The organism is Pseudomonas fluorescens (assembly GCF_902497745.1).
Taxonomy (GTDB): Bacteria; Pseudomonadota; Gammaproteobacteria; order Pseudomonadales; family Pseudomonadaceae; genus Aquipseudomonas; species Aquipseudomonas fluorescens_BM.
Genome location: NZ_CABVHJ010000004.1, coordinates 187,519 through 200,219, shown reverse-complemented (window position 1 = coordinate 200,219; position 12,701 = coordinate 187,519). Strand labels below are relative to the sequence as shown.

Below are 12,701 nucleotides of genomic sequence, written 5' to 3'. Positions count from 1 at the left end.
TTAGTCCCCGCACTCATGCGGAAAAACGCTGGAATGGCTTTCAGTCTGTTTCATGAATCGGACGAATTGGCGGACCGGTCAGATTGTGCCGACATGGACACAAATTGAAACAATAACGCAGGGGAACTTATAGGGAATAATTAACGGAAGTAAATGCAAAGCATTACCATTCGCGCGCTCGAATTCTTCCACCCTTTCGGATGCGCTTTTCAGATGCCTGCCCCGTTCCGTCTTACGCCCGTCACTCTTGGGTTTTCTGCTTTTCTGTCCAGCGGTTTTGTCTATTCCGCGACCGAGTTACCCGCCACCGCGATCAGCGCCGAAGCGCAAGCCGATGACCCACGCGTGAGGCTCAGCAACACCGCAACCCGCACCTCGACGCCCGTGCGCTATGTGCCGCAGGCGATTGATTCGATCAAGACCGCCAACGTCGCCAACTACGGCACCAATGACATCGCCGACGCCTTGAGCGGCATGCCCAACGTCAGCAGCAGCGCCGATACACGCTTCGACAGCCTGCGCATCCGCGGCTTCGATGCCAGCAACGACTTCTATCTGGACGGTATCCGCGACGACAGCCAATACAAGCGCGACCTGCACAACATCGAACGCGTCGAAGTGCTCAAAGGCCCGGCCGCCGTGCTGTATGGCCGTGGCAGTCAGGGCGGGATCGTCAACCGCGTGAGCAAGATGCCGGAATTCGGCCGTCGCTCGACCATCGAGGCCCAGGCTGGCAGCGAAGATTTGCGCAGCCTCTACGCCGACCTCAGCACTGATCCGAGCGAAAACATCAGCCTGCGCCTGAACATGGGCAACATGGATGAAAACAGCTTCCGCGACGGCGTCAGCGGCAACCGCCAACTGTTCGCGCCGTCGATGAGCTGGCAACTGACGCCGGATCTGAACTGGCTGGTGCAGTACGAATACAGCCGCTACAACCGCACCCCGGATCGTGGCATCCCCGCCGTCAACGGGCGCCCGGCGGATGTCGGGCGCGACACCACCTATGGCAACGATCACGACTTCATCGATGACAAGTCTCAATCGCTGCGCTCGAAACTCACTTACGAAATCAACGACAACTGGCAACTGCGCCAGACCCTCGGCGTGTTCAAGCTCGACAGTGATTTCGACAACACCTACCTGACCGGTTACACCCCGGCGACCAACAAGGTCACGCGCCAGCACTGGCAGCAGGATCTGACCACCCGCAACGTCTACAACAACGTTGAACTCGAGGGCGGATTCGATACCTTCGGCCTTGAACATCACCTGCTCACGGGCGTCGAGATCGGCAGCCAACGCCGCGATCCGACGCTGTACAACGCCGCCACCGGCAGAACGCCGGGCGCGCAACCGGTACCGTCGCTCGACCTCTTCAAGCCGAATCGCGATCTGCGCCACACCGGCAGCATGCAGGTCTCGAGCAGCAGCCACACCGAAGTAGAGAGCCGTGCGGTTTACGTGCAGGATCAACTGCGCCTGAACGAGCAATGGCAAGTGCTCGGCGGCCTGCGCTACGACACCTTCGATATCGAGTCGACCAACAAGCTGCGCAACATTTCTGAAGATCGCGACAGCCACAGCACCAGCCCACGCGTGGGTCTGGTCTGGACGCCGTTGCAGAATCACTCGTTCTACGCCTCGTGGTCGAAGACGTTTTCGCCAGTCGGCGGCGGTTTGATCGGTATCACGCCGGGCGCGGCCGGCAACACCAACGACCTCAGCCCCGAGCTGACCAAGCAAAAAGAGATCGGCGTGAAGAGTGACTGGTTCGATGACCGTTTGAGCACCACGCTGGCGATCTATGACCTGGAACTCTATAACCGCCGTACCACCGATCCAAACGACCCGACCCTGACCGTAATGTCCGGCCTGCAGCGCTCGCGCGGGATCGAGTTGACGGCCACCGGCAACATCGTCGGCAACTGGTACGTGCGCGGTGGCGTTGGCATGCAGGACGCGAAGATCGAGAAGGACAACAACGGCCTGGAAGGCAAGCGCATCAACAACGTCGCCAAACGCAACGGCAGCCTGTTCCTGACCTGGAAACCGGAGATGGGCTGGTATGGCGAAACCGGTCTGACCCTGGTTGGCCAACGTTATGCCGACAACGCCAACACCACTGTGTTGCCAGGTTATGGCCGCTGGGATGCGCTGGTCGGTTACCGCTTGAAGGATTGGGATTTGCGCGCGGCGCTGAACAACATCACCGATCGCGAGTATTACGCGTCGGCGACCAGCCAGTATCAGATTCAACCGGGTGCGCCACGTAGCGTCGTAATGACCGGCACCTACAGTTTCTGACTTCACACACATCCCTGTGGGAGCGAGCCTGCTCGCGAAAGCGTCAGGTCAGTCGACATCGTCGTAACCTGATCCACCGCATTCGCGAGCAGGCTCGCTCCCACATTGAATGGGTGCGTACAAAATAATCGTGCATAAAAAAGCGCCGCCATCCCGGCAGCGCTTTTACCAATCCCTGTTGTTCTTCTTATCCTTCCATTACAGCCCACAATGCATCCAGTTCGGCCTCGCTGAGCAGGCCAGCGGGGTAACGCTCGATCATCATCCGGCGCGGATCAGGTTGCCTGATCTGACGCGTTCCATTGGATTTCAACCAGTGCGCGACAATCTGGAGCGATTCGCCGTTAACGGCCATGGGATGCAACGTCCGCTCGCTGACTACGTTCACTTCGGCGTTCATTTCAGCGCTCTCTCCCCGTTCGTGAGCGGCTACGTTATCCAAGGTTTATGACAGAACTGTTGAAGTTCTCCCCCCTCCCTAGTGCACGGTGATGAATACAAGAGCTATGCCAAGGTTTCCCATTTGTCGACAAGCGGATACAAAGAAGCCCGCAGTCCAACCGGGCTGCGGGCTTCTTCGCATGCATAGCGAGCTATTCATTGCTCGGCTGATTTAGTAATCAACTCAAGCTGTTACGACTCAACTCACTCTTTGTGCGGCGCGGGTTGCTGTTGGGTAAGGCAGTGGATATTGCCGCCACCCAGTAACAGTTCGCGGCCCGGCACCATCACCACTTCGTGCTGCGGGAACAGCTTCTGCAGAATTTCCAGCGCAGGCGCGTCCATCGGGTCGTCAAAGCTCGGCGCGATGATGCCGCCGTTGACGATCAGGAAGTTCACGTAGGAACCGGCCAGGCGCACAGACGGATTGCGCTCTTGGGTGCCGTCCACCGGATCGACACCGGCGCACTCTTCTTCGGTCGCATAAAGCGGCCCCGGAATCGGCATTTTGTGCACCGTGAACGGGCGACCCTTGGCATCAGTGCTGCTTTGCAGGACTTTCATTGCCGCCTGGCAGCGCGGGTAGTTCGGGTCCTGCGGATCATCAGTCCACGCCAGCAATACTTCGCCCGGACGCACGTAGCAGCAGAAGTTATCCACATGGCCGTCGGTTTCGTCGTTGAACAAACCGTCCGGCAGCCAGATGATTTTATCCACAGACAGATTGGCGCTGAGCACCGCTTCGATTTCTTCGCGGCCCAGATGCGGGTTGCGATTGCGGTTGAGCAGGCATTCTTCGGTGGTGATCAGCGTGCCTTCGCCGTCGACATGAATCGAACCGCCTTCAAGCACGAAACCTTCAGTGCGATAACGCGGGCTGCGCTCGATCTCGAGGATCTTGCCGCCGACCTGCGAGTCGCGGTTCCACGGCGAATACAGGCCGCCGTCGAAGCCGCCCCAGGCGTTGAAGTCCCAGTTCACACCGCGCACTTCGCCGCTGTTGTTGATGACGAAGGTCGGGCCGCTGTCGCGTACCCAGGCGTCATCGCTGGACATCTCGACCACGCGGATATTCGGCACGTCGAGACGCGCGCGGGCGTTTTCGTATTGGCCGGCGGAAACGGCAACGGTCACCGGTTCAAAGCGCGCAATGGCCTTGGCCACCGCAGCGTGTGCGGCTTGCGCCGGTTTGCCGCCCAGACGCCAGTTGTCCGGGCGCTCGGGCCAGATCATCCAGGTCTGCGTTTGCGGCGCCCACTCGGCCGGCATGTGAAAGCCGTCGGCGCGCGGGGTACTTTTCAAGGTGGTCATCGGGATCAGGACTCCAGGGAACCGTCGAGGGTTTTCAACGCGCCGTACAGGTTCGGACGGCGGTCACGGAATGAACCCCACGCGCTGCGAATGTGTTCGAGCTCGTCGAGGTTGAAAGTGTGCACAAGAATACCTTCTTCGGTTTTATTCAGCTCCTGCACTTTTTCGCCGAACTGGTTGGCGATGAACGAAGAGCCGTAGAACGTGATGTCGTAGCCGTCCTGTTCTTCGTTGCCGATGCGGTTGCTGGCAATCAGCGGCATCAGGTTGGCGCCGGCGTGCCCCTGCTGCACACGCTGCCAGTGATCGCGCGACGAGATGGTCTTGTCGTGCGGCTCGCTACCGATTGCAGTTGGGTAGAAGAGTATTTCTGCGCCTTGCAGCGCCATGCTGCGTGCGGCTTCCGGGAACCACTGATCCCAGCAGATGCCCACGCCGATCTTCGCGTAACGCGTATTCCACACTTTGAACCCGGTGTCGCCCGGGTTGAAGTAATACTTCTCGTGGTAGCCCGGGCCGTCCGGGATGTGACTTTTACGATAAATCCCGAGATTGCTGCCGTCGGCGTCGATGATCGCGATGCTGTTGAAACGCGCGCGGCCGGCCAGTTCGTAGAAGCTGATCGGCAGCACCACTTGCAGTTCTTTGGCGATTTTCTGGAAGTGCTTGATCGCGACGTTGTCATCCACCGTCGTCGCCAGTTGCAGGTAGTCCGGGTTCGGCTTCTGGCAGAAGTACGGCGCCTCGAACAGCTCCTGAATCAGAATGATCTGCGCGCCTTTGGCGGCGGCTTCGCGCACCAGCCTTTCAGCGATTTCTAGGTTGGCTTCCAGATCCCACGAACAGGCCATCTGAGTGGCGGCGACGGTAACGATACGGCTCATGAATCATCTCCGGGCAGGTGCTTTGACGGCCGAGAATTCGACCGAAAAGAAAAACGCGCGCACCGGACATGAAATCGCCATGCCGGAGCAATGGCGACTTTATAGCCGATAAATATCGGCTTTAGAAGCTTTGTAAATACCTTTCGTCTAAATAACCCCGACAAAAGCCGATACAAATCGAATTAACAACCCAAGAAAATGTGGGAGCGAGCTTGCTCGCGAATACGGTGTGTCAGGACTGAATAAGGTGACTGACACACCGCTTTCGCGAGCAAGCTCGCTCCCACAGGGGATTGGCTTCGTTCTACAGACCTTCGCTGAGGACCTGATCGAGCATATCGACAAAGAAATCCACACTCTGGCGCGACGTCACCATCGGCGGTTTGATCTTGAGAATGTTCAGATCATCGCCGGTCGGCTGCATGAAAATCCCCAGCTCACGCAAGCGATCGCAGAGCAATGCGGTCTCCTCGGTCGCCGGCTCCAGCGTCTCGCGATTGCGGATCAGCTCAAGCCCGAGATAGAACCCGGAACCGTGCACCGCGCCCACCAGCGGATGTTTATCGATCAACGCTTCGAGCCGCGCCTTGAAGTGGCCGCCGACCACCTGCGCGTTCTCCCAGAGCTTTTCTTCTTCCATGACATCGAGCACCGCCATGCCGATCTGGCAACTGACCGGACTGCCACCCGCTGACGAGAAGAAATAACCCTCAGCCTCCAGCGCTTCGGCAATTTCCCGCCGAGTGATGACCGCCCCCAGTGGCTGACCGTTGCCCATGCCCTTGGCCATGCAGATGATGTCCGGCACCACGCCCTGATCTTCAAAACCCCAGAAGAAACGGCCCATGCGCCCGTAACCGACCTGCACTTCATCGGCGATGCACACCCCGCCCTGCGCACGCACCAAGGCGTAAACCTGCTTCAGATAACCCGGCGGCAGTGAAATACCGCCGGCATTGCCGTACACCGGTTCGCAGATGAATCCGGCCAGTTGGCGCTTCTGTTCGGCGAGCTTTTCCAAATGATGCTCAACACTGCGCACATACTCCGGCGCCGAATCGAGGCCACGGAATTCACCGCGATAGGTGTTTGGCGCCGTCACGGGATGCACCCAGTCCGGACGACTTTCCAGGGCTCGCGGGTTGTCGGCTATCGAGGTCGAAACCGCATCAGCGCCGACCGTCCAGCCGTGATACGCCTCAAGTACGCTGAGCATGTCGCGCCCGCCGCTGTAGGCCCACGCCAGACGAATCGCCAGGTCATTGGCCTCGCTGCCGCTGTTGACCAGAAACACCCGATCCATGCCCTCCGGCGCCAGTTTCAGCAAGCGCTCGGAAAACTCCGCTACCGCCGCATAGTTGAAACGCGAGTTGGTGTTCAGTAACGACCACTGGCGCGCCGCGACCGCTGCCATGCGCGGATGACCGTGACCGAGTACCGCAACGTTGTTGAGCATGTCCAGATAAGAGCGGCCTTGCATGTCGATCAGGTGATTGCGCCAGCCGCGTTCGATACGCGGCGGGTCGACGTAATAGTGTTTTTGCGTGCGGGCGAAACTGGCATCGCGCCGTTCCAGCAGGGCCTTGCCATCCAGTTCCGGCTCGGCATCACAGGCAAGCCCCAACAACGCAGCGGGCGATGGGCACAGCGCCTGCCACGCCGGAGCATGCGTCGGTGTGCAAAACAACGGCGCATTGAGTTGCGCACCACGGCACAACTGCACCCGCAGCGGGCTGCTGACTGCGCCCAGCACTTGACCTTTGACCAGCGCCGCGCCGCTGTGCAGCGAAGGTGTCACGCCCCACAGCCGCACGCTGAGTTGCGAGCCATCGAGTTGCAGCGCGCCCTCAGCCACTTGATGCAGCACGCCCGCGAACGGCGACTCCACAGCAGTACCATTCGGCACACGCAATTCCACGTGCAGCGGGAAGGTGTCCGGTTCAACGGCACTGTCGGGACGCGTGCGCGACAAACGGTACTGACCATAACGACTTGCGGCTAAACCATGGGCGGCTGCCGCCTCGTTCAACAGGCGCTGATCGATGCCCTCCTGCTCCCAGTTACCGGCCTCGAAATGCGGACTCAGAACACCCAGATCGATCAGCGCGAATTTACGCCCGACCAGACCCGGCAACAATGGCGCAAAACCTTCGCTGTCGAGCGCCGGCAAGGCGTGGCCAACAGCCGTGAGGATCGCTGCTTCCATCAACGCCAAAGGCACCGATGTCGCCACCCGAAAGATTTCCCACTCATGGCTGAGGTTGTCGCGGCTGTAATTATTCGCCGGGTCGATGCTGACCTGTTGCTCGCCACTAAGCACCAATACCGCCGCGCGCGCGACGATCAATGGCCACAGCGCTTGCAGCTCTTCATGTTGCAGCGGGTTGACCGCGTGGTAAGCCTGAACCGCCGGCAGGATGACAAACGGATCGCCACCGGCGTGATGCAGCAACGCCGCGCAGGTCACCGACAGATCGGTGATACGCCAGGTACGCACCAGATCGCCAAAGTCGATCACGCCCTGCAATTGCCAGTGACGCTGGGCATCGCGCGCCCAGACGGCGTTGTCATCGGTGATGTCCATGTGGATCGCCTGCACCGGCAGTTTGTCCAGCAACGGCTGCAAACGACGCTCGGCTTGTTCGGCCGCATCGGCAATCAATGTGCGTTGCTGTTCATCCTTGATCACCGGCAGCAGATGGCTGATCAGCGCACTGGCGTGGCGCGCGTCCCACTGCAACGTACGCTCAAGGCCCGGATGGTCGAAGGCGGCCAACGCCAGATCCATCTCACCGCAGAGCCGGCCGAAACCCGCTACCACGTCGCGCCCCAAGTGATCGAGGTGCGTGAGCGGCTGGCCTTCGATGTAATCCAGCAGCCGCACATGAACGGCTTCGCCGCCGACTTCCAGTGACAGCAGGTCTTCGCCGTTATTGGCGACGATCACTCGCGGCACCGTCACCGCGGAGTGCTCGGCCAGATACTTGAGGCCCGCATGCTGGGCTTGCAGCTCCACCAAGGCGTAATCGCCACGGCAGATTTTCAGCACGAAGCGCCCGCGCGGGCTGTCGACGCGAAAATTCAGATCTTGCTGACTGCCAAGGGCCTGCAACGTGCCGCTGAGTCCGTAGTGTTCCGCCAGCCATTGCCGGGCCTGCTCGGCAGACACCTGCGGGCTGGGCAAACTGGCGCGATGTATCAACGTGGCGAGCGGCATGAAACGACCCCTGAAATGTTATTAGGCGCCTATATCGCCATTGCTGGACGGGATCCGCAACCCCCTACCGCGCAAAGGTATACGGGCTATTTGTCTTGCAGCACTCGCACCCTCCGACACTTTGCGCAAGAATGTCGGCCATTCACACCTGCCTATGGAAATCCCCATGAATGTAATCACCACCGACCTGCCCGGTGTCCTGATCATCGAACCGAAGGTGTTTGGTGACGAGCGCGGTTTTTTCTACGAGAGCTTCAATGCCAAGGCGTTTCAGGACGCTACCGGTCTGGACACGCAATTCGTGCAGGACAACCACTCGCGCTCGCAAAAAGGCGTGTTGCGTGGCCTGCATTACCAACTGCAAAACACTCAGGGCAAACTGGTCCGCGTGACCGTTGGTGAAGTACTGGATGTGGCTGTGGACATTCGCCGCAGCTCGCCGCACTTCGGCAAATCGGTGGCGGTGCGTCTGTCAGCGGAAAACCATCGTCAACTGTGGGTGCCGGAAGGTTTCGCCCATGGGTTCGTGGTGCTGAGCGAGTTCGCCGAATTCCTCTACAAAACCACCAACTACTACGACCCATCGTCCGAGCGCAGCATTCGCTGGGATGACCCGGCTCTGGGCATCGACTGGCAGCTGGACGAAGCGCCGAAGCTGTCCGCCAAGGATCAAGCCGCAGCGCTGCTCAAGGACGCTGACGTCTTCGCCTGAGGCCGGGCATAATGCGCCTGTCACCTCAGGCGCATCCGGCTCATGAAACCAACCCTTCCCCGCAGACCTCGCTGGCGCAGCCTCGCCCTGCTGGCCCTGTGTCTGGCGCCGCTCCTGTGGCCACTGGAACATCTCGCCGAACGCTATTACCGCAGCGAACTGGCCGGGCAGAATCGCCAGACCCTCGATCTGTACGTCGCCAACCTGCTGGGCACCCTGCACCGCTATGAAGTCTTGCCGCAAATCCTCGGCGACCTGCCGGCCCTGCGCTCGGTACTCGGCGCGCCGGACGACGGCGTCACCCAAGGCAATGCCAATCGCCTGCTGAAGAACATCGCTGCGCAGACTGGCGCCGAAGTCATGTACCTGATGGACACCAGCGGCCAGACATTGGCGGCGTCGAACTGGGACAAGCACGACAGTTTTGTCGGCCGCAATTTCTCCTTTCGCCCGTACTTCAGCGAAGCCATGGCCGGACGCCTCGGGCGCTTCTTCGGCCTCGGCACGACGTCGGCCAAACGCGGTTATTTCTTCGCCGCCGCCGTGCGCAACGGCGAAAAAATCATCGGTGTGCTGGTGATCAAGGTCGACCTCGACCACACCGAAAGCCTTTGGGGTAAAACTCCGGAACAACTGCTGGTCACCGACCACAACGGCGTGGTCATTCTCACCTCGCGACCGGAATGGCGCTTTCGTTCGACCCGTAACTTGAGCGACAGCGAACGCTCGGCGATCACCGCTATCCAGCCGTACCCGACCCGCGAGCCGCGCCCGCTGAATCTTAGCCCGACTGCGTGGCTGATCCAGACCCACGACATCGCCGAAACCGGCTGGAGCGTGAGCATCCTCGCCCCGCGCACGCTGATCGACCGCCCGGTGCGCACCGTGGTCGCCATCGGCGGCGCCACGTTGTTGGTGGTGATGTTGCTGCTCGGTCTGCTGATGCAGCGCCGTCGGCATTATCTGGAACGTATTGCGTTCGAGGCCAAGGCACGCCGTGAACTGGAAGGTCGCGTGGCGGAACGCACCAGCGACCTCGAAGGCCTCAACCGGCGTTTGAAGGAAGAAGTTCTGGAGCGTGAGCAAGCCCAGCAAGAACTGGTGCGCGCCCAGGATGATCTGGTCCAGGCCGGCAAACTGTCGGCGCTGGGGACCATGTCAGCAAGCATCAGCCACGAACTCAATCAGCCGCTGGCAGCGATCCGCAGCTACGCGGAAAACGCCGAAGTGCTGCTCGATCATCAGCGCATCGACGACGCCCGTGGCAACCTCAAACTGATCAGCGAACTGACCGGGCGCATGGCCTCGATCATCGCCCACCTGCGCGCCTTTGCCCGCCGTGATCGCCACGCGCCGGAAAGCGTTGCCCTGCAACCGGCGCTCGACGATGCGCTGGCCTTGCTCGCAAAACGGCGCCGCAGCATGGAGGTTGAGCTGATCCGCGACCTGCCCGCCGCCACCCTGTGGGTCGAAGCTGGCGAAACACGCCTGCGCCAGGTGCTCGGCAATCTGTTGGCCAACGCCCTCGATGCGCTCACCGAGAAAGGTCCGCCGCGCAAACTGTGGCTGAGTGCCGAATCCACCGCCGAGGGCGTCAATCTGTACATTCGCGACAACGGCCCGGGGTTCTGCATGGAAGCCCTCGGCCGCGCCAGCGAGCCTTTCTACACCACCAAGACGCGCACGCAGGGCCTCGGTTTGGGCCTGGCCATCTGTGAAACGCTGATGCGCGCCTTCGGCGGTGAACTGTCGTTCGCCAACCACAAGCAAGGCGGCGCCGTGATTACCCTGCGGCTGCGCGCTGGCGCACCCGGGGTCAGCCTGCAACCGTCCGAGGATCGAAGTGCATGACCATCGACAATCGCATTCAGGTGGTGTTGATCGACGACGATCCGCACCTGCGTCAGGCCCTCGGCCAGACACTGGATCTGGCCGGCCTGAAAATTCTGCCGCTGTCCGAAGCCAAGGGTCTGGCGGCGCAGCTTGAGCGTGACTGGCCCGGCGTGGTGGTCAGCGACATTCGCATGCCGGGCATGGACGGACTGGAATTGCTCAGCGAATTGCACGCGCAAGACCCTGAGCTGCCCGTGCTGCTGATCACCGGCCACGGCGACGTACCGCTGGCGGTGCAGGCCATGCGCGCCGGCGCTTATGACTTTCTCGAAAAACCTTTCGCCAGCGATGCGCTGCTCGACAGCGTGCGTCGCGCCCTCGCCCTGCGCCGACTTGTACTGGACAACCGCAGCCTGCGTCTGGCCTTGAGCGATCGTAATGAGTTGAGCGCGCGGTTGGTCGGTCATTCAACGCCGATGCTGCGCCTGCGTGAGCAGATCGGCGCGCTGGCCGCGACCAAGGCTGATGTGCTGATCCTCGGCGAAACCGGCGCCGGCAAAGAAGTGGTCGCCCGCGCACTGCACGATTTATCCAGCCGCCGTAACGGCCCGTTCGTGGCGATCAACGCCGGCGCACTGGCCGAGTCGGTGGTGGAAAGCGAACTGTTCGGCCACGAACCCGGCGCGTTTACCGGCGCGCAGAAGCGCCGGATCGGCAAGTTCGAATTCGCCAATGGCGGCACGCTGTTTCTCGATGAAATCGAAAGCATGAGCATGGACGTGCAGGTGAAGTTGCTGCGCATGTTGCAGGAGCGCGTGGTCGAACGTCTTGGCGGCAATCAACTGATCCCGCTGGACATCCGCGTGATCGCCGCGACCAAGGAAGACCTGCGTCAGGCTGCTGATCAGGGGCGCTTCCGCGCCGACTTGTATTACCGCCTCAACGTTGCGCCACTGCGCATTCCGCCACTGCGCGAACGCGGCGAAGATGCGCTGGTGCTGTTCCAGCATTACGCCGATGAAGCCAGCGCCCGCCACGGCCTGCCGCCACACGAATTGCAACCGGCACAACGCGCCTTGTTGCTGCGGCACACCTGGCCGGGCAATGTGCGCGAACTGCAGAATGCCGCCGAACGTTTCGCCCTCGGTCTGGAACTGGCGCTGGATAACGCTGGCGCCGAAAGCGGTGGCAGCACCACGGTCGAAGTCATCAACGGCGGCCTCAGCGAGCAAGTGGAAAACTTCGAAAAATCATTGATCGCTGCCGAACTGGCACGCAGTCACAGTTCCGTACGCAGCCTCGCCGAAGCCTTGGGCATTCCGCGCAAGACTCTGCATGACAAGTTGCGCAAGCATGGCCTCAACTTTGGCGACAGCAGCCATGGGGACGAGAACGAATGAGCACAGACACTCGCTATCTGGAGTCGGTCCTGCATCACGACATCCCGCTGACACGGGACATGGGCCTCAAAGTACTCGACTGGCATGAACAGCAGTTGAGTCTGCATTTGCCACTCGAGCCGAACGTCAATCACAAGAGCACGATGTTCGGTGGCAGCCTTTACTGCGGCGCGGTGCTGGCCGGTTGGGGCTGGTTGCATTTGCGTCTGAAAGAAGAAGGAATCATCGACGGGCACATTGTGATTCAGGAGGGGCAGATCAGTTATCCGCTTCCGGTCACCGGAGATGCCGTGGCGATGTGTCCGGCGTCGGATGCGGCGGTGTGGAAGAAGTTTCTGGCGATGTATCGGCGTTATGGGCGGGCGCGGTTGACGTTGAATACGCGGATCGTCAATCAGGGTAGCGAAGAAGACGCCGTGACATTTACGGGGCAGTACGTTTTGCATCGCTGACAATCAAAAGCCCCTCACCCTAACCCTCTCCCAAAGGGAGAGGGAACTGACCGAGGTGTCTTGCGTTATACATCGACCTGAAAGACCGCAGCGATTGTGGATTCAGCAAAGCTCGACCAGGTCGGCGCAGCTCTCAAATATCCT

General features: G+C 60.7%; 9 protein-coding genes. 5 read left to right on the top strand and 4 right to left on the bottom strand.

Annotated elements, in window-relative coordinates; all coding sequences use genetic code 11:
• Nucleotides 1-213 precede the first annotated feature (213 nt).
• On the top strand, nucleotides 214-2,307 hold the full coding sequence (locus tag F8N44_RS08055; protein WP_150649957.1) for a TonB-dependent receptor: 2,094 nt from the start codon (nucleotides 214-216) through the stop codon (nucleotides 2,305-2,307).
• A 187-nt stretch (nucleotides 2,308-2,494) separates the two neighbouring features.
• On the opposite strand, the gene F8N44_RS08050 is transcribed toward F8N44_RS08055, so the two are convergent.
• From F8N44_RS08050 to F8N44_RS08035, 4 genes are all read right to left on the bottom strand, one after another.
• Nucleotides 2,495-2,707, bottom strand: a complete 213-nt coding sequence (locus F8N44_RS08050) for a hypothetical protein (protein WP_150649956.1) — start codon at nucleotides 2,705-2,707, stop codon at nucleotides 2,495-2,497.
• Between the two features lie 245 nt (nucleotides 2,708-2,952).
• Nucleotides 2,953-4,059, bottom strand: a complete 1,107-nt coding sequence (aguA, locus tag F8N44_RS08045; protein WP_150649955.1) for an agmatine deiminase — start codon at nucleotides 4,057-4,059, stop codon at nucleotides 2,953-2,955.
• Between the two features lie 5 nt (nucleotides 4,060-4,064).
• Nucleotides 4,065-4,943: an N-carbamoylputrescine amidase gene (gene aguB, locus F8N44_RS08040; protein ID WP_150649954.1), complete on the bottom strand. Its 879-nt coding sequence runs from the start codon at nucleotides 4,941-4,943 to the stop codon at nucleotides 4,065-4,067.
• A 304-nt stretch (nucleotides 4,944-5,247) separates the two neighbouring features.
• The gene (locus F8N44_RS08035) at nucleotides 5,248-8,160 is read right to left on the bottom strand and encodes an aminotransferase (RefSeq protein WP_150649953.1); all 2,913 of its coding nucleotides are present in this window, start codon (nucleotides 8,158-8,160) and stop codon (nucleotides 5,248-5,250) included.
• 166 nt (nucleotides 8,161-8,326) lie between these two features.
• Between F8N44_RS08035 and rfbC the strand changes: the two genes are divergently transcribed.
• The 4 genes from rfbC to F8N44_RS08015 are packed head-to-tail and all read left to right on the top strand — an operon-like array spanning nucleotide 8,327 to nucleotide 12,557.
• A complete protein-coding gene (gene rfbC / locus F8N44_RS08030; RefSeq protein WP_034151902.1) occupies nucleotides 8,327-8,872 on the top strand; it encodes a dTDP-4-dehydrorhamnose 3,5-epimerase in 546 nt (181 codons plus the stop codon).
• A gap of 42 nt (nucleotides 8,873-8,914) precedes the next feature.
• Nucleotides 8,915-10,723 (top strand): sensor histidine kinase, encoded by a 1,809-nt coding sequence (locus F8N44_RS08025; protein ID WP_150649952.1) that lies wholly within the window; start codon nucleotides 8,915-8,917, stop codon nucleotides 10,721-10,723.
• Nucleotides 10,720-12,105, top strand: coding sequence for a sigma-54-dependent transcriptional regulator (locus F8N44_RS08020; protein WP_150649951.1), 1,386 nt, complete (start codon nucleotides 10,720-10,722; stop codon nucleotides 12,103-12,105). Before F8N44_RS08025 ends, F8N44_RS08020 begins: the two co-directional genes overlap by 4 nt.
• The gene (locus tag F8N44_RS08015; RefSeq protein WP_150649950.1) at nucleotides 12,102-12,557 is read left to right on the top strand and encodes a YiiD C-terminal domain-containing protein; all 456 of its coding nucleotides are present in this window, start codon (nucleotides 12,102-12,104) and stop codon (nucleotides 12,555-12,557) included. Before F8N44_RS08020 ends, F8N44_RS08015 begins: the two co-directional genes overlap by 4 nt.
• Nucleotides 12,558-12,701: the final 144 nt, after the last annotated feature.